At 69.7% G+C, this 17294-nt stretch carries 18 protein-coding genes; 5 read left to right on the forward strand and 13 right to left on the reverse strand.

The features are described from left to right. The 8 genes from JWR86_RS12995 to JWR86_RS13030 form a co-directional block, all read right to left on the reverse strand. Positions 1 to 588, reverse strand: a 588-nt coding sequence (locus tag JWR86_RS12995; protein ID WP_299566191.1) for an AAA family ATPase, incomplete at its 3' end; no start/stop codon positions are given. 86 nt (positions 589 to 674) lie between these two features. Further along, entirely contained in the window at positions 675 to 1520 is an 846-nt protein-coding gene (locus tag JWR86_RS13000) for an endonuclease/exonuclease/phosphatase family protein (protein ID WP_299566194.1), read from the reverse strand. Beyond that, entirely contained in the window at positions 1517 to 2317 is an 801-nt protein-coding gene (locus tag JWR86_RS13005; RefSeq protein ID WP_299566241.1) for a carbohydrate ABC transporter permease, read from the reverse strand. The genes JWR86_RS13000 and JWR86_RS13005 overlap by 4 nt, the downstream gene beginning before the upstream one ends. 38 nt (positions 2318 to 2355) lie before the next feature. Further along, on the reverse strand, positions 2356 to 3180 hold the full coding sequence (locus JWR86_RS13010) for a sugar ABC transporter permease (protein ID WP_299566244.1): 825 nt from the start codon (positions 3178 to 3180) through the stop codon (positions 2356 to 2358). 94 nt (positions 3181 to 3274) lie between these two features. Further along, positions 3275 to 4564: an ABC transporter substrate-binding protein gene (locus JWR86_RS13015; RefSeq protein WP_299566200.1), complete on the reverse strand. Its 1290-nt coding sequence runs from the start codon at positions 4562 to 4564 to the stop codon at positions 3275 to 3277. Between the two features lie 83 nt (positions 4565 to 4647). After that, complete coding sequence (locus tag JWR86_RS13020) at positions 4648 to 5670, reverse strand: ABC transporter ATP-binding protein (protein ID WP_299566202.1); 1023 nt, start codon at positions 5668 to 5670, stop codon at positions 4648 to 4650. A 106-nt stretch (positions 5671 to 5776) separates the two neighbouring features. Continuing rightward, the gene (locus JWR86_RS13025; protein ID WP_299566205.1) at positions 5777 to 6175 is read right to left on the reverse strand and encodes a hypothetical protein; all 399 of its coding nucleotides are present in this window, start codon (positions 6173 to 6175) and stop codon (positions 5777 to 5779) included. A 21-nt stretch (positions 6176 to 6196) separates the two neighbouring features. Then, positions 6197 to 6325, reverse strand: a complete 129-nt coding sequence (locus JWR86_RS13030; RefSeq protein ID WP_299566208.1) for a hypothetical protein — start codon at positions 6323 to 6325, stop codon at positions 6197 to 6199. 200 nt (positions 6326 to 6525) lie between these two features. Here JWR86_RS13030 and JWR86_RS13035 point away from each other — a divergent pair, with 200 nt between their 5' ends. Both JWR86_RS13035 and dctP read left to right on the forward strand, forming a co-directional pair. Next, on the forward strand, positions 6526 to 7074 hold the full coding sequence (locus JWR86_RS13035; RefSeq protein WP_299566211.1) for a MarR family transcriptional regulator: 549 nt from the start codon (positions 6526 to 6528) through the stop codon (positions 7072 to 7074). A 286-nt stretch (positions 7075 to 7360) separates the two neighbouring features. Further along, the gene (gene dctP, locus JWR86_RS13040) at positions 7361 to 8344 is read left to right on the forward strand and encodes a TRAP transporter substrate-binding protein DctP (RefSeq protein ID WP_366914584.1); all 984 of its coding nucleotides are present in this window, start codon (positions 7361 to 7363) and stop codon (positions 8342 to 8344) included. 33 nt (positions 8345 to 8377) lie between these two features. Here the strand turns inward: dctP and maiA are convergent, their stop codons facing one another. Further along, positions 8378 to 9016 (reverse strand): maleylacetoacetate isomerase, encoded by a 639-nt coding sequence (gene maiA, locus JWR86_RS13045; RefSeq protein ID WP_299566216.1) that lies wholly within the window; start codon positions 9014 to 9016, stop codon positions 8378 to 8380. Positions 9017 to 9078: 62 nt separating this feature from the next. Continuing rightward, entirely contained in the window at positions 9079 to 9444 is a 366-nt protein-coding gene (locus tag JWR86_RS13050; RefSeq protein ID WP_299566219.1) for a hypothetical protein, read from the reverse strand. 250 nt (positions 9445 to 9694) lie between these two features. On the opposite strand from JWR86_RS13050, the gene JWR86_RS13055 reads away from it, so the two are divergent. The 3 genes from JWR86_RS13055 to JWR86_RS13065 are packed head-to-tail and all read left to right on the forward strand — an operon-like array spanning position 9695 to position 12263. After that, positions 9695 to 10708, forward strand: coding sequence for an ABC transporter substrate-binding protein (locus tag JWR86_RS13055; RefSeq protein WP_299566222.1), 1014 nt, complete (start codon positions 9695 to 9697; stop codon positions 10706 to 10708). Next, entirely contained in the window at positions 10695 to 11483 is a 789-nt protein-coding gene (locus JWR86_RS13060; protein WP_299566225.1) for an ABC transporter ATP-binding protein, read from the forward strand. The genes JWR86_RS13055 and JWR86_RS13060 overlap by 14 nt, the downstream gene beginning before the upstream one ends. A gap of 9 nt (positions 11484 to 11492) precedes the next feature. Continuing rightward, positions 11493 to 12263 carry an ABC transporter permease gene (locus JWR86_RS13065; RefSeq protein WP_299566228.1) on the forward strand — a complete coding sequence of 257 codons (771 nt, stop codon included), beginning with the start codon at positions 11493 to 11495 and terminating at the stop codon, positions 12261 to 12263. Between the two features lie 27 nt (positions 12264 to 12290). On the opposite strand, the gene JWR86_RS13070 is transcribed toward JWR86_RS13065, so the two are convergent. The 3 genes from JWR86_RS13070 to JWR86_RS13080 are packed head-to-tail and all read right to left on the reverse strand — an operon-like array spanning position 12291 to position 17118. After that, positions 12291 to 13697, reverse strand: coding sequence for an amidase family protein (locus tag JWR86_RS13070; protein WP_299566232.1), 1407 nt, complete (start codon positions 13695 to 13697; stop codon positions 12291 to 12293). A gap of 5 nt (positions 13698 to 13702) precedes the next feature. Then, entirely contained in the window at positions 13703 to 14251 is a 549-nt protein-coding gene (locus tag JWR86_RS13075; protein WP_299566235.1) for an aromatic-ring-hydroxylating dioxygenase subunit beta, read from the reverse strand. Further along, positions 14248 to 17118 (reverse strand): FAD-dependent oxidoreductase, encoded by a 2871-nt coding sequence (locus JWR86_RS13080; RefSeq protein WP_299566238.1) that lies wholly within the window; start codon positions 17116 to 17118, stop codon positions 14248 to 14250. The genes JWR86_RS13075 and JWR86_RS13080 overlap by 4 nt, the downstream gene beginning before the upstream one ends. Positions 17119 to 17294 lie beyond the last annotated feature (176 nt).

The raw sequence follows: 17294 nt of genomic DNA on the forward strand, positions 1-17294 counted from the left end.
TTCGCGGCGGGAGATGACGCGGCTCTCGCCGTACTGCCCGGGGGCCAGCGTGCCGCCCTCGCGCACCCGGACGGAGAGGTCGATGATCGGGTCGTCCTTGGCCTGCCGGTGCACCTCGGTCAGCATGGCGTCCGGCGGGTGCTCGGTGAAATAGCCGGCGCCCTTCACGGGCGGGAGCTGGGCCGGGTCGCCCAGAACCAGGACCGGCGTGCCGAAGCCCAGGAGGTCGCGGCCCAGATCCTCGTCCACCATGGAGCATTCGTCGATGACGAGGAGCTTCGCCTTGGCGGCCGCGCTCTGGCGGTTCACCACGAAGCGCGGCCCGGTCTCGCCCTCGCCCCGCGTCCGGTAGATCAGGCTGTGGATGGTGGACGCGTCCGGGCAGCCCTTTTCCCGCAGCACCAGCGCCGCCTTGCCGGTGAAGGCGGCGAACAGCACGTCGCCGTCCACGCCCTCTGCGACGTGGCGGGCGAGCGTCGTCTTGCCCGTGCCGGCATAGCCGAACAGCCTGAAGATCGGTCGGTCGCCGACGGCCAGCCAGCGCGCGACCGCCTTCAGGGCCTCGTCCTGTTGCGGGGACCAGCTCACGGGCGGGGGCGATGCGGCGGGCAGAACACGGGCCCGTTTAGCCCGGGGAAGGCCGTGCGGTCACGCGCCCCGGTGCGCCCCGCCGGTCAGGCATCGTCCGAGAGCTCGACGGCGACCGGCTGGTGGTCGGACAGGCGCGTCTCGGTGTCGATGTGGATGCTGGTCAGGCGGGGGGCCAGGTCGGCCGTCACCAGGATGTAATCGGCACCATGCGGCTCGCCATAAGTCTGGTCGGCGATGCAGAACGTCGGCGGATGCGGCGCCTCGCCGCGCAGATGCGTCCAGGCGTCGACAAAGGGCGGCGTGTCGTCCGGGAAGGGGTCGAGCAGGCGCAGGCGGGTCGGGTCCTGCGGCCGCATGTTGAGGTCGCCGGTCAGAATGGCGGAGCGCGAGCCGGGCTGCCGGGCATAGGGGCCGGAGCCGTCCTGGCGCGGCTGCGCCTCTCGGCTCGCGGCCGCTGCATGCGCGGCCCGGATCGCGTCCACGGCCGAGCTCCGCAGCGCGGCCGAAAAATATTCGAGATGGGTGGTCATCACACGCACCGGCCCGAACGCGGCCACCACGCTGGTCTCGATCAGCAGCCGGGGCATGTTGCGGCCCGGCTCGCCGGTCCAGGGCAGGGCATGCCGCAGCACCTGCCGGACCGGCAGGCGCGACAGCAGCATGTTGCCGAAGCGGCGGCGCTGCCCGGCCTCGTCCAGGGTCTCGACACCCGCGCCCGCCACCGCCCGGTAGCCGGGCATCAGCGCGGCGATCTCGGAAAACTGGTCCGTGCCGGCCTGCCCGTCGAGGTCCGGCATGTTGTCGGCCACCTCCTGCAGGCAGATCACGTCCGGATCGGCGAGGTCCCGGGCGTGGCGGAGGATGCGGGCGAGATCGACCCGGCGGTCGAGGCCGAGGCCCCATTGGATGTTCCAGGTCAGGATCCTCACCGGATCCCGGCCCGGATAAAGCTCTGCACGAACTGGCGCTGAAACAGCAGGAAGCCGATCAGCAAGGGGGCCGAGGTCATCAGCGTGGCCGCGCAGATGACCGACCAGTCGACGCCCTGATCGCCCGACGAGAAGATCTGCAGCCCGACCGTGAGGGGCCGCGCCTCGACCGAGTTCGTGATGATGAGCGGCCACAGGAAGTTGTTCCAGTGGAAGCTGACCGAGACGAGCCCGTAGGCGACATAGATCGGCCGGGCGAGCGGCACGTACACCTTCCAGAGCGTCTGCAGCGCGCTGGCGCCCTCGACGCGGGCGGCGTCGTCGAGCTCCCGCGGAATGGTCCGGAATGTCTGGCGCAGCAGGAAGATGCCGAAGGCCGAGGCGACATAGGGCAGGGCGATGCCCGGGATGGTGTCGACGAGGCCGAGCCGGCTCATGGTGCGGTAGTTCTCGACGATGAGCACGTCCGGCATGATCATGAGCTGGGCCAGGACCAGCGCGAAGGCGATCTCCCGCCCAACAAAGCTGAACCGCGCGAAGGCATAGGCGGCCAGCGTGCACAGCACGAACTGGCAAACGAGGATCAGCGTCACGAGCACGAAGGTGTTCAGGAAGTAGCGGGCGAAGGGCGCCGCCTCCCAGGCCCGCCGGAAATTCTCGAGCGTCAGGGGGGCCGTGAGGGCGAAGCGGGTCGTGTCCTCGGTGGCGTGAAACGCGGCCCAGACGGCGAACAGCAGCGGCAGGATCCACAGGCAGGCCAGCACCAGCGCGCCGGCGGCTTCGATCCCGACCCAGATGCCCGTCGGCGCGTAGGGGGAGCGTGCGGCGGGCGCGCTCACCGGTAATGCACCCGCCGTTCGAGGATGCCGTACTGGACAAAGGCGACCAGGCCGAGCAGCGCCAGCAGCACCACGGTGAGGGCGGCCGCATAGGCCGTGTCCCAGAACGAGAAGCCGACCTGGTAGATGTAGAACAGGACGAGGGTGGTGGCGTTGTCGGGCCCGCCGCGGGTCATGACGATGATCTGGTCGATCATCCGGAAGGCGTTGATCACGGCGTTGATCAGGACAAACAGCGTCGTCGGCATGAGCAGCGGGAACTGCACGCGCCGGAAGAAGGTCCAGCGCGAGGCACCCTCCAGACTGGCCGCTTCCGCCAGGACCGGCGGGATCGCCTGGAGGGCGGCCAGGTAGAAGATCATGAAGAAGCCCGCCTCCTTCCAGATCGCTACCACCGTTACGGCCGCCAGGGCCGTCTCGGGCGAGCCCAGCCAGTTATGGGAGGGCAGGCCGAAGGCGCCGGTGATCTGTTCCAGCAGGCCGTAGCCCGGGGTGAAGAAGAAGAGCCAGATGTTCGCCACCGCGATCATCGGCAGCACGGTCGGGGTGAAATAGGCCACGCGGGCGAAGGTGCGGCCCGGGATGCGGTCGTTGACCCAGACCGCCATCAGGATGGCGAGCGCGATTGAGACCGGGATCGTGCCGGCCGCGTAGAGCAGGTTGTTGCTGAAGGCCTGCCAGAACACCGGATCGGCCAGGATCTGCTCGTAATTGGCCGTGCCGACGAACCGCGCCGGCCGGCGCGGTCGAGCGGTCGAGTAGAAGCTCTCGATGAGGCTCGCCAGCGCCGGCCAATGCGTGAAGGCCACCAGCAAGGTCATGGCGGGCGCCAGCAGCGCCCAGCCGATCAGGGTGTCGCGGGCGCGGGTGGTCACGATCGGACCACCCCACCCCTTACGGGTTCAGCCATCGAGGTCAGCGGTAGGGTTTCAGCACGCGCTCCGCCTCGGCCTGCGCGTCCTTGAGGGCGCGGTCCGGGGCCTTGCTGCCGTTCAGCGCGGCCTGGATGTTATCCTCCAGGGCCTTGGTGACGCGCTGGTTCTCGTGGGTAGAGAGCTCGGCGGCTGCGTATTGCAACTGGTCGCGCGCCACGGCGGCGGGCGGGAAGGCGGCCGCGTAATCCTTCATGGCCGCGGTCTCATAGGCGGCCGGGCTGATCGCCACGTAACCCGTGTCGATGCTCCATTTGGCGGCCCGCTCGGGCTGGGTCATCCAGCGCACGAACTTCACCGCCGCCTCCTGCTCGGCCGGCTTCGCCTTCTTGGACAGGTAGAAATTGCCGCCGCCGGTCGGCGAGCCGCGCCGTTTGTTGGCCGGCAGGATGGCCACCCCGAACGGGAATTTGGCGTTGTTGCGGACGTTGGTGAGGTTGCCCGTGGTGGTCCACATCATGGCCGTCTTGCGCTCGAAGAAGTCGCGCGGGGTCGTGCCCCAGTCGATGGTTCCGGGCGCCATCACCTTGTGCTTGCGGGAGAGGTCGACGAGGTAGGTCAGAGCCTCCAGCGCGCCCGGGTCGTCGAAGGCGGTGCGGTTGCCCTCCTGGTTGGCCAGGATGGCGCCGGACTGGATCGCCATGGCCTGGAGCAGCCAATAGGCGAACCCGGTGGACGGGATCTGCGTGCCCCATTGCGTGGTGTTGCCGGCGCCGTCGCGCTTGGTCAGCTTCTCGGCGAAGGCGAGGTGCTCGGCCCAGGTGGCGGGGGCCTTCTCGGGGTCGAGCCCCGCCTCGCGGAACAGGTCCTTGTTCCAGTACAGCACGATGGTCGAGCGTTGGAACGGGATGCCCCAGGTCTTTCCCTCCGTCTGGCTGTTCAGCATGAAGGCCGGGTAGAAGCCCTTCAGCCAAGCCTGGTCGTCGGGCCCTTTCAGGAAGCTGTCGAAGGGCGAAACCGCGTCCTCGTCGATCATGGTGAACATGTCGGTGGACAGCAGCACGGAGAGCGTCGGCGGCGTGCCGCTCTTATGGGCGGTCAGGACCTTGACGATGGTTTCCTGGTACGTGCCCGCATAGGTCGGCGTCACCTTGATCGACGGGTTCTCCTTGCTGAAGTCGGCCGCATAGCCGTCGATGATCTTGGTGATCGGCCCGCCCACCGCGACGGGGAAATAGAACGACACCTCCGTCGGTGCCTGGGCCCAGGCCGGCCGCGACAGACCGAGGCCGAGCGCCGCGCCCGTTCCGGCGATGAAGTGACGTCTGTCCATGGTGCTCTCCCTTCGATCCGGCCCGCTGTCGGTGCGGGCTTCGTCGTAGCGGCCGCATGTCTCGCCTGCGTGACGCCCTGGCCTCAATTCATACGCCGATCGGTGCCGGTGTCGAACCAATGGGCGGCCTCGGGCCCCCAGCCGAGACGCAGCACGTCGCCGGTCCGCGCCTCCACCCGGCCCGCGAAGCGCGCCACGAAGGGGGAGCCGCCGAGGCGGGTTTCGACCAGGGTGTCGGCCCCGAGATACTCGGCCGCCACGACCTCGGCCGGCAGGCCTGCGGGATCGAGCCGAACCGCTTCCGGGCGGATCCCGAGCAGCAGCGTGTGCGGCCCGGCCGGCGGCTGCAGGCCGGGAAGGCCCGCCGCGGCCGCGGCCGGGATCACGTTCATGGGCGGCGTTCCGACGAAGCGGCCGGCGAAGCCGGTCGCAGGCCGGCCATAGATCTCGGCCGGCGTGGCGTTCTGCTCGATCCGTCCGGCCCGCATCAGGATGATGCGGTCGGCCATGGTCATGGCCTCCGACTGGTCGTGCGTGACGTAGATCATGGTCATGCCGAGGCGGGTCTGGAGCGCCCGGATTTCGCGCCGCATCTCCAGCCGGAGTTGGGCGTCCAGGTTCGAGAGCGGCTCGTCCATCAGGCACACGGCCGCCTCGGCCACGATGGCGCGAGCCAGCGCCACCCGTTGCTGCTGGCCGCCCGAGAGCTGCGACGGCTTGCGGTCCAGCAGGGCGGCGAGCCCCAGCATATCGGCGACGCGCCTCAGGCGGTCGGCCCGCTCCGCCGGCTCGACGCGTCGCACCTTGAGGCCGAACAGGATGTTCTCGGCGACGGAGAGGTGCGGAAACAGCGCGTAGCTCTGGAACACCATGGCGATGCCGCGCCGGGCCGGCGGCAGCCCGGTCACGTCGGCGCCGCCGATCCGGATGCGGCCGGCGCTGGGCTGGTCGAGCCCGGCGATGAGCCGCAGCGTCGTCGACTTGCCGCATCCGGACGGACCGAGCAGCGCGACCAGGGTGCCGGCCGCGACCGTGAAGCTCACGTCGTCGACGGCGGCCGCCTCGCCCCAGCGTCTGGAGATGCCCTCGACCGCGATGTCCTTCAAAGCCGCCGACCTCTGCGCCCGGGAGCGGGCGTTTCCGGGGTGCCTTCTGGCACAGCGTCGGCAGACCGCAAGGCCCGCCGGCTGCGGCCGGAGCGCCCCGGTCTCGTCAGGACGGCGGCCCCGAGACGGGCCGCGGCGCGAAGTGCCGGATGGCCGCTTCGATGTCGGCCGGGGTGCCTTCGAGGGGGCCGACGTCGAGGCTGAGCGGGTCGCCGGTCTTCAGCACGGAGGCGGCCTGGAGGGCACGGCCCGGAACCGGCGGGTAGCGGACCGAATCCGGCACGCTCACCACAAGGTAGCTGTCGAGGTCGCGGGTTCGGCGCAGCCCCACATGCTCGATCGCCGACCACGGCACCTTGTCCCGGAACAGCTTGGGGCAGAACAGGCCTGGGCGGTCGAACGTCACCAGATAGCTCCGGGCCCAGGCACTGCCGAAGCCGCGGGCCAGATAGGCCGCCGCCAGGAGGCTCATGAGGGCCCCGATGCCGACCATGATCCAGCGCATCGCCGGCTCCTCCGCGGCCACCTAACCGTAGAGCCCGGTGCCGAGGCCCAAGACCAGCAGCACCCACATGGTCTGCTCGTGTTCGCGCTTGGAATACCTGAACACGGCCGGCGCGTCGGAGAGGCTCGCGCCGGCGGTGGTGTCGGCCATGAGGGGAGTCCTTTGGAGCTCGGCCGAAAGTCTGGAGAGGGGCACGGGCGCTCGTCAAGGCGGGGCAGGGAGCGTCCTGGCTCGCACAAGCTTCGCCATGTCGCGCCCGAAGGCGGTGGACCGTCCGGGTGGCGCCATTGGGAAAGCGGCCGAGTGCGGGTAAGCATCAGCAAACATGAACGGCCGGACAGAGCAATTCCATGAGTCGTGCCATTCGCCGCCGGCCCGACAGCGAGGCCGGGGGTGCCGACACGCGCGGCGGGGCGCCGAACCAGCCCGCGAGCCTGCTTGAGACCCAGATGCCGCTCTGGGCCCGACCCGGCTACCTGATCCGCCGCCTGCACCAGATCCAGTACGCGCTGTTTCTCGAGGAATGCGCCGGCTACGAGATCACGCCCGTGCAGTACGGGCTCCTGACGGCGCTGGCGACCAACCCGGACATCGACCAGAACACGCTCGGCCGCGAGCTCGGCATCGACCGCACCAACGTGGCGGACGTGCTGAAGCGCCTGGAAGGCCGCGGCCTGATCGAGCGGCGTCGCTCAACCCAGGATCGCCGCATGATGCTGGCCCGGCTCACGCCGGCCGGCGAGGAGATGACGCGCGCCATGTATGGCCCCATGCAGCGGGCGCAGCTGCGCTTCCTCGACCCCTTGCCGCCGGATGAGCGCAGCAAGCTCATCGCGATGCTGATGCGCCTCGTCGACGCCAACAACCATCTCGGCCGCACCATCTTCCAGCCGAGCTGAGGCGGCGGGCGCGGCCCGAGCCGCGCCGGCGCCCTTGCGGCCGACATCGCCCCGAAGGGAGGTGCGCCGCCCTCTTCAACCGCGCGTTGACGGCCCCCGAAACCCACAGCACACTGACGATCTCGCAGGGGCCGTGCTCCCCCTGAGCGCCCGTCCGGCCTGCGCAGGTGGTGGAGGGTCTAACGTGAAACGGCGAGAGTTCCTGAGGTCGGCAGCCGCCGGCACGGTCGCTGGCGCGATCGCGGCCCCTGCCATCGCGCAAACACCCGGCCAGATCCGCTGGCGCATGGCGACGAGTTGGCCGAAGAGCCTGGATACGATCCACGGCTCGGCCATCGCGTTCTGCGATCGCGTCACCAAGATGACGCAAGGTGCACTGACGATTCAGCCCTTTGCGGCCGGTGAGATCGTCGGCGGCCTGCAGGTTCTGGACGCCGTGCAGAACGGCACGATCGAGTGCGGGCACACCCTGACCTCGTTCTATTTCGGCAAGAGCCCGGCCTACAGTTTCGATGCGGGCCTCGCCTTCGGCATGAACGCCCGGCAGCAGAACGCCTGGGTCTACGAGGGCGGCGGGATGAAGATCCTGCGCGACTTCTACGCCAAGGAAGGGCTGATCAATCTGCCCATCGGCGGCACGGGCGTGCAGATGGGCGGCTGGTTCCGCAAGGAGATCAACTCGCTCGACGACCTGCGCGGCCTCAAGATGCGGATCGGCGGCCTGGGCGGGCTCGTCTTCGCCAAGCTCGGGGCCGTGCCGCAGCAGATCCCGACCGCCGACATCTACCCGGCCCTGGAGCGCGGCACCATCGATGCGGCCGAGTGGATCGGGCCCTATGACGACGAGAAGCTCGGCTTCGTGAAGGTCGCCAAGTACTATTACACGCCCGGCTGGTGGGAGGGCAGCGCTTCCATCACGGGCCTGTTCAACGCCAAGGCCTGGGCGGCGCTGCCGAGCCATCTGCAGGAGGCCGTGGAAGCGGCGGCCGCCGAGCAGATGATGCTGATGGTGGCCCGCTACGACGCCCGCAACCCGGACGCCCTTCGGCGGCTCATCGCCTCCGGGGCGGAGCTGAGGGGTTTCCCGCAATCGGTCATGGACGCGAGCCTCAAGGCCTCGCTCGAGGTCTACAAGGAGCTCTCGGACAAGAACGAGGATTTCCGGGCGATGTACGAGAGCTGGAAGACCTTCCTCAACAACTCCAACGGCTGGTTTCGCATCGCCGAGCAGCGGCTCGACACCTTCCGGTTCGGAGCGCCGCGCTTCTAGGCGACGGGAGGGCCGGGCGCGCTGTCCGGCCTTTCAGGTGGCGTCCGGCTGGTGGCGCGGATGCGTCCGCTCGAAGGCGTCGAGCGCCATGCAGGCCTCGAACACCCGCAGGCAGCCAGGATAGGCCGACAGGTCGCAGGAGAAGCGCTGCGCGTTGGCGACCTGAGGCACGAGGCAGATTTCGGCCAGGCCGGGCGTGTCGCCAAACGCGAAACGGCCGCCGCCGCCGTGCTGCCCGAGATGCGCCTCGAGATCGGCGAACCCCGCCGCGATCCAGTGGCCATACCACTCGTTGCGGTCCTGCTCGGACAGGTTCCAGCGCGTCTGCAGGTACTTCAGCACCCGGACGTTGTTGAGCGGGTGGATGTCGCAGCCGACGATCTGGGCGAAGGCCCGCACCCGAGCGCGCGCCGCCGGATCGGCCGGCAGGAGCGGCGGCTCCGGGTGGGTCTCGTCCAGGTATTCGATGATGGCGAGCGACTGGGTAAAGGCCTGTCCGTCGACGACCAGCGCCGGCACGAGCCCCTGAGGGTTCACGGACAGGTAATCCGCCGTCCGGTGCTCCATCTTGGGCAGGCTGACCGGATGGAGCCGGTAATCGAGGCCCTTCAGGGCCATCGCGATCCGCAGGCGGTAGGACGTCGAGGAGCGGAAGAACCCGTACAGATCCATGTCACTCTCCCGTCCTGGCCCGCGCGGCGAGGCCGCCGCGCCAGGGCCTGCCGCAGGGTCGATCAGCTCGCCTTGTTGAGGATCTCGTCCGGCGTGCTCGACACCACTTCCACGTAGCGCGGGACGAACTTGCCGCCCACGATGTGGCGGATGAAGGACGGCTTGATCTCGTTGGCCAGGATCTTGCGGATGCGGGCATGCTCCTCGATGTCGGACCATTCCGCGATCAGGTAGAAGCGGGTCGGGTCCTCGGCATCGCGGCACAGCACGCCGTCCTTCACCTGGGCGAAGGACTTGTGCATCGGGTTGGTGTCGGCGTAGTCGAATTCTTCGAACTCGCGCACGAAATCTTCTTCGCTGCCCGGGTTGATGTGAAAATCGTAGATGTGGAGATAGTTGCCCTTCGTGGCGAGCGGCTCCTGGGCCATGACGTCTCCTGTGCTGCGGATCGCGCCAACTGGCGCTGAAATAAGAGGCTATACTGACGGTTTTGGCTTGGCAAGCCGGAAGCCGGCACGTCGCCTGGCGGCCGCAAGCCACCGCTGGACCGCCGCGTGGACCGGCGCGCGCGGGGCCGCCTGCCGCAATTCGAGGGGTTCAGTCAGTATACGTCTCTTTGATTGCCGGTTGGCCCGGCTCATGCTTATCTTGCCGAGTTCAAGCCGGAGGGGGTCAAGCATGGTGAGCCGTCGACTGGCGCTTTCAGGCGCCCTTGCGGTGGTGATGTTGGCCCAGGGGGCGCTCGCGGCCGACAGCCTGCGGGTCCGGCTCGACTGGACGCCCTGGGGCAACGCGGCCCCGTTCCACCTGGCGGCCAGCAAGGGTTGGTTCACCAAACACGGCCTGGACGTGAAGATCGACGACGGCAACGGCTCCGTCTCGACCGTGCAGATCGTCGGCAACGGCGAGTACGACGTCGGTCACGCCTCGCTCGCCCCCATGGCGATCGCCCGCTCCAAGGGGCTGCCCGTGAAGGCCATCGCGGGGTTCATTCGCGAAAACGACATCGGCCTGCTGGTCGCCAAAGACAGCGGCGTCAAAGGTCCGGCGGACCTGAAGGGCAAGAAGCTCGCCTTCACGGCCGGCTCGCTCGAGGCGCCCTTTCTGGACCGCTTCCTGGCGGCCGGAAACCTGAAGCGCAGCGATGTCGAGCTGATCAATGTGGACGCCGCCGCCAAGGCCGGCACCTACATGGTCGGGCGCGCGGACGGCGCCTTCTCGTCCGTGCCCTTTCTGCTTGCGGTGGTGAACCAGCAGCGGCCCTCGACCAGCATCAGGTTCGCCGATCACGGGCTCGAATTCCCGAGCTTCGGCCTCCTCGCGACCGAGAAGACGATCACGGAAAAGCGGGACGCGCTGAAGAGGTTCGTCAGCGTGGTGGCGGGCGCCTGGACCTATATTCTGGCCGGCCACGAGGACGAGGGCGTGAAGGCGATCATGGACGCTCGCCCGCAGGCCAAGCTGAACCCGACGGTGCTTCGGGCCCAGATCGACACCCTCAAGGACTACATCTTCACGGCCTCCACCCGGGGCAAGCCGATCGGCACCATGACGGAGACCGATTGGGCAAGCGCGCTGACGGTGCTTCGGGCCGGCGGCCTGGTCGAGGGCACAGCGCCGGCGGGCGACTTCTTCGTGGACGGCCTGATCGACGAGGCGATCGTGAAAGAGGTCGCGAATGGGACGCGCTGACGCGTCCCAGCCGATCATCGTCTCGAGGGATCTGACCAAGCGGTTTGGCGGTCGTGCCGGGCTCACCGCGCTCGATCGCATCTCGCTGGACGTGCGCGAGGGCGAGTTCGTCGCGCTGCTCGGGCCGAGCGGCTGCGGCAAGAGCACATTTCTGCGCTGCCTCGCGGGTCTCGAACAGCCGACGGAGGGCGAACTCCTGTTCGACGGCCGGCCGATCCAGGGCCCGCCCCAGGGGCTCGGCATCGCCTTCCAGCGCGACGCCCTGCTGGACTGGTTCGACGTGCTGCAGAACGTGTTGCTGCCGGCCGAATTCGGCGGCCTGCGGGTGCGGGACCACGAGCCGCGCGCCCGCGAATTGCTCCGCATGGTCGGGCTGCAGGATTTCGCCCATGTCTATCCGAGTGCGCTGTCCGGCGGCATGCGCCAGCGGGTCGCCATCTGCCGTTCGCTCCTGCTGGAGCCGCGCCTTCTCCTGATGGACGAGCCCTTCGGCGCGCTGGACGCGATGACGCGCGACCAGCTCAATGCGGATCTCCACCGCATCTGGGCGGACCGCCGGATGACGACCCTGTTCGTCACCCACAGCATCACCGAGGCCGTGTTTCTGTCGACCCGGGTGGTCGTGTTCAGCCCGCGGCCGGGCCGGGTGGCCGAGAACGTGGTTTTGGACCTGCCGGCGCACCGGACGCTGGCGCTGCGCGAGGAGCCCGAGTTCCTGCGCTATGCGCGCGGCTTCCGGGCGCTGTTCGAGACCATGGGGCTGATCCATGGCTGAGGGCGTCGCATGAGCCGAGCCGGCCGGATCCTGTTGCCGCTTCTCGGCGCCGTCCTGTTTCTGCTGGCCTGGGAGGTGGCCGTCAGGATTCTCGGAGTGCGGCCGATCATGCTGCCGCCGCCCAGCGCCATCCTGCACGAACTCTCGACGGCGCCGCTCTGGTTCGCCGAGCAGGCGGTCTACACGACCCTGATCACGCTGGCCGGCTTCGCCATGGCGGCGGTGCTGGGCGTCGCCTTCTCCATCCTGATCGTGGAATGGGCGGTGCTGGAGCGCATCCTGTTTCCGCTCTTTGTGGCGCTGAACAGCGTGCCCAAGGTCGCGGTGGCGCCGCTCTTCATCATCTGGTTCGGCACCGGCAGCGAGCCCAAGATCGCCATCGCCTTCCTGATCGCGGTCTTCGCCGTGGTGATCGACAGCGCCCTCGGGCTCCGGTCCGTCCCGGCCGACACGCTGGACCTTGCCCGGGCCCTGCACGGCTCGCGCTTCAAGGTCCTGGTCCGGATCAAGCTCTATTGCGCTCTGCCGCACATCTTCGCCGGGCTAAAGGTGGCGATGTCGCTCGCGCTGGTCGGGGCCATCGTAGGCGAGTTCGTGTCCTCCGGTCGGGGCCTCGGCTACGTCATCCTGACGGCCCAGGGACAGTTCGACACCGCGCGGGTCTTCGCCGCCATCGCGATCCTGGGCGTGCTCGGGGTCGTGCTGATCGGCGCGCTGGACGTGGTCGAACGCTACGCCTTGCCCTGGCGGCACCGGGTGGCGCCGGGCTCAGGGCATTGAGCCGCCTCGGCTGAACCGCCCGGCGGCTCAGCCCTCGCGCCAAACCGGCACGGGCAGTGCGCGGGCCATGGCCTCCGCCGCGCGGAACAGGCTGCGCTCGTCATACCAGGGCGCGGCGAGCTGCACGCCAAGCGGCCCGCCGTTGCCGGCAAAGCCCGCCGGCACGGCGAGCGCCGGGTGGCCGGTGAGATCGAACAGCGACAGGGCCGGCGTCCACTCGGCCCGGAGGTCGCCGACCTCCTCGCCGTCGATCACCAGCGGTGCCCGCAGGTCGTATTCGGCCGCGACCGGAGGGGCCGACAGGCAGGGCGTCAGGATCAGGTCGTGCTCGCCGAAACGGCCCTGCACGGCCCGGAACAACTCCGTCCGCTTCGCCTGGGCGCGCGACAGGTCGAGCCCGGAATAGCCCAGCGCCTCGTCGATCCCGGCATTCAGCGTCCCGTCGAGTTTGGCCCGGTCCTCGGCCGGAGTGGCGGCGAAGCGGCTGGCCCAGTTCGCCTGCTGCAGCACGCGCCAGACCGGGTCCGGATGGGCAAGGTCATAGGCGGCCTCCGCCACCTCGGCGCCGGCCTCGCGAAGCGCGGCCGCGGCTCGCTCCACGGAGGCCCGCACCTCCTCCGAGACCTTGCGGTTGCCGACCCGCATCCAGACCAGGACCCGGGTGCCGGAGAGGTCGCCGGGTGCGGCGGCGGTCCCCGTGCCGACGGGTGCCCGCAAACTGTTGGGATCGGCCGGGTGCGGGCCCGCCACCGCGTCCAGCGCGGCCCCGAGGTCGGCGAGGTTTCGGGCCAGAAGGCCGAGATGGATGAAGGTGCCGAAGGCGTCCGGCACCCGGTCGTGCGGGATGCGGCCAAGCGTCGGCTTCAGGCCGTAGACGGCCGTGCAGGCCGCCGGCAGGCGGGTCGAGCAGCCGGCATCCGTCGCCAGCGCGACCGGGGTGATCCCGGTCGCGACCGCGACCCCGGCGCCGGACGAGGAGCCGCCCGGGGTGAGATCGAGCGCCCAGGGATTGCGGGTGGTGCCGGTGAGCGGCGAGGTGCTGAGCGGCGAATGGGCGAACTCGGTGGTGGTGGTCTTGCCGAGGATCACCGCGCCGGCCCGGCGCAGCCGCGCCACGGCAGCCACGTCCGTCTTGGCCGGAGCTGCGCCGGCCAGCAGCCGCGATCCCCAGCGGGTCGGCAGGCCGGCGACGTCCAGGATGTCCTTGACCGAGACCGGCACCCCGGCGAGCGGCCCCGCCTCCTCGCCAGCCGCGACGCGGCGGCCGATCTCCTCGGCAGCCGCGGTCGCGCCGGCCGTGTCGATCTCCGCGAAGGCGTTGAAGCGCGGCTGCAGCCGCTCGGCCAAGGCCAGCGCCTCGCGGGCGGTGGCGGCGGGGTCGCGTTCGCCCTCCGAATGCTCCGCGGCGAGGCGGAGCGCGGTCCGGGTGATCATGCGGGTCAGACCGGGATGCAGAGGGCGTTGGGGATGAGCAGGCTGTCGTAGATGCAGCGCCGGGAGGCGAGTTTCAGCTCGCCGTCCACGCGCCGAAAAATGTCCTCGTAGCGGCCGACCTGGTGGATGGTCGCATCCGGCCGGTCGAACAAGACCTGCAGCACGGCGTAATTGGCCGAGGCCACGATGGCGCCGTCCGCCCCCTCCTCGCCGACCGTGAGGTTGGAGATCAGGTGCCGGAGGTAGCGCGGCGCGAACATGGCCGTCTTCTCCAGCGCGAAGGCGCGGTCCCGGATCATGCCGCGGTTCTCGCAATAGATCAGCCCGACCGGCATGTTGTGGTCGTCGTTCTCGCGCGAGATCACGATGTAGAAGCCGTCTTGGGTGAACATCTCGGCCCAGTCGGCCAGGCGCTGCTCGTCCAGCGCCCGGGCATAGGCCGTGTTGAACCGCTCCACCTCGTGGTGGAGCAGCATCTGCTCCAGCCGGCGATCGTTGGCGGCCGGGGACCGGGACAGCGCTGCCGCCGTGGTCATGTCGAGTGCGGCGCTCATCGGATCCCCATGTCCTCGCGCCACGCCCGGTACATGGCCCGGATGGCCGCTTCCGAAATCAGAGTGTCGGCCGTGCCCGCCTCGGTGTCGGGATCGAGCTCGACCAGGTGCCGGCCTCCCGGCACGTTCTGCATGCCGTCCTGGACGAACTTGATGGCCTCATTGTCCTCGAGCCCGAGGAAGCCGGCCGGCCCCATCAGGTTGCCCTGGCGCAGGCGGTGGCGGGTCATCTCCTCGTCGTCGCCCTCGAAGCCGAACATGGTCCATTTCATGATGAACTCGTGCGGGCCGGTCGGCACGATCTGGCGCACGCCGAGGGTGTTCATCTCGCGCTGCACGATCAGGTTCGGCCAGATGGTCGACATGGTGACCGACCAGGGGCTCTTGAACTCCTCGATGAAGTCCATGAAGCGCGGCTCTTCGAGGACCATGCCCTCCTTGTAGGCCCGCATCTCCTTCTTGGAATCCTCGGTCGGCTTCTTGTCGGATTTGGCCGAGGCCATGACGCCGTGGCGGCCGCCCTCGTCGGCCAGCATCATCGACTTGTTGCCGGCCACCAGCAGCCCGAACGTGACCAGGAAGGTGTGCAGCAGGGTCGCGTGGTACGGGTCCTTGAGGTTCTCGTGATAGAGCTTCCAATTCCCCGGCAGCGTGTGCCGGTAATGGCCCAGGACCTTGGGCTTGCGGCCGTCGAAGGTCGCCTCGAACTCCGCCAGGATCTCCGGACCGAGATACTCCGTGAAGGGCGGCATGTCCGCCGCATAGGACGCGAAGACCACGCCCCGGTGGCTGGTGACGTTCAGCCGCTTCAGCCCGTGGTCGCTGACCTTGAAGTCCTTCGGCATGCCGCCCTTGCCGTCGACCCCGCGCCGGAACGGAACGCCCGCCAGGTTGCCCTTCAGGTCATAGGACCACTGGTGGTAGGGGCAGACGAACTCCTTGGCGTTGCCGCTGAGCTCGCGACAGAATTCGGCCGCCCGGTGCGCGCAGCGGTTCTCGAACACATGGATGGTGCCGTCCTCGGCGCGCGACACCACGACCGGCGTCGGCCCGACATGGGAGCGGATGAAGTCGCCCGGGTTGGCGACCTCGTCTTCGAGGGCCACGTAGTTCCAGGTGCGGCCGTGGAAGATGCGCTCGACCTCGCGCCGATAGATCGTCTCGTCCGTGTAGACCCAGTCCGGGATGCGACGGAGACCTTCGGCCGGCCAGACATATGTGCGGGCGAAGGCCGCGTTGGGATCGGCGTTCATGTCCTCCTCCTCAGAGTTGGCTGGCTCGGTCTCGTCGAGGTAGCGGGCCCCGACGGAAGCGGGGTCGAAAGGTTCGGCACGGGCGAGTTCGTCGCGTCCGGCCCGGATCGCAGCCGGGTCGGAGAAGGCCACCACGGCCGTCACCCGTCCGGTCTCGCGGTCCACCGTGCGGTAGACGGCGCCGGCCTCCGCGTCCGGGCCGGTCAGGGCCACGCGGTCGTCCGGCCCGGCATGGCCGAGCATCTGGACGTTGATCCCGAACTGGTCCGTCCAGAACCAGGCCGGTTTCGGCTCGCCGGCCCCGCCGGCCACGATCTCGCCGGCGATGGAGCGGCCGGCCGCCGCGCCCTGGTCCTCTGCGTTCTGCCAGCTTTCCAGCCGCCGGCGACGGCCGCGCGACACGGCGTGGTGCAGGGCGCAATCCCCCGCCGCCCAGATCCCGTCGACGCCGGTCCGGCCGGCATCGTCCACTACGATGCCGCCCTCGACCTGGCAGCCGGCCCCGGCGGCGAGCTCCGTCTCGGGTTCGAGGCCGATCCCGACCAGGACGAGGTCCGCCTGGATCGGGCCGTCCGGCGTCGCGAGGGCGAGGCGCTGGCGGCCGTTGCTGACCGATTGCACGGCCTCGACCGGGGTGGACAGGCGGATCTCGACGCCGTGGCGCTCGGCCAGGGCCCGGAAGGCGCGCCCGAGCGGGGCCGGCATGAGCCGGGCCATCAGCTCGCTTTCGCGTTCAATCACCACGGCCTGGACGCCGCGCGCCCGCGCCGTGGAGGCGAGTTCGAGCCCGATGAAGCCGCCACCCACGATGGCGACCCGGCTCGCGCCGGCCAGCGCCTGTCCGATCGCGGCCGCATCGTCCAGCGTGCGCAGGTGGTGGATGCCGGGCAGATCGGCGCCCGGCACGGCGAGGCGCCGGGCGCGGCCGCCGGAGGCGAACAGCAGGGCGTCGTAGGGCAGCACGGCGCCGCTCGCGAGCGTCACGTTCCGGGCCGTGGAATCGACGGCGACGGCCCGCTGACCCAGATGGAGGTCGACGCCGAGGGTCTCGATGTCGGTTTCGGCCAGGCGCCGGAACGAGGCGGCGTCCGCCTTTCCGAGCAGGAAGTCCTTGGACAGGGGCGGGCGCTCGTAGGGCAGGTGCGTCTCGTCGCCGACCAGGGCGATGCGGCCCCGCAGGCCCGCCGCCCGCATGGCCCGGATCGCGGCCGCGGCCGCCTGGCCGGCACCGATCACCACCACCCGGGTGTCCGGGCCCACGGCCCCAGCGGGGGCCGGTTCGGCGCTGTCCCCCGCACTCTCGGCCGGCTGGCTGAGGTCCACGAAGACGTCGCCACCCTCGACCTTGACCCGAAAGGTCCGGACCGGCTCGGTCAGTGGCGCGCACAGCGCCTTGCCGGACCGGATGTCGAACAGCCCCTGGTGCAGGGGGCATTCGATCTTGCCGTCCTCGACCCAGCCGTCCTTCAGGAAGGCGAGGGCGTGCGTGCAGATGCCGTGGGTGGCAAAAACCTCCTCGCCGAGGCGGTAGAGCGCGACCGGCGTGCCGTCGAGCTCGACCCCGACGACACCGTCCTCGCGGAGCGAGCTGAATTCAGCGGCCTTCTGGAACACGAACGCTCCTCCGATCTCACGCAAGCCGGGACATGGACATCACCGCCCGACCAGCCGGCGCAGCCCGGCGCCTCCCCGGACAGCATGCGGCTCAGGTTTCCGGCGAAGATGCCGGCCAGATGGCCGACGAAGTTCTGCACCAGCGTGGTGCGGCGCATCGGGCGGCTTGCTGGTGG

This window comes from Enterovirga sp., from assembly GCF_028290205.1.
Taxonomy (GTDB): Bacteria; Pseudomonadota; Alphaproteobacteria; order Rhizobiales; family Beijerinckiaceae; genus Enterovirga.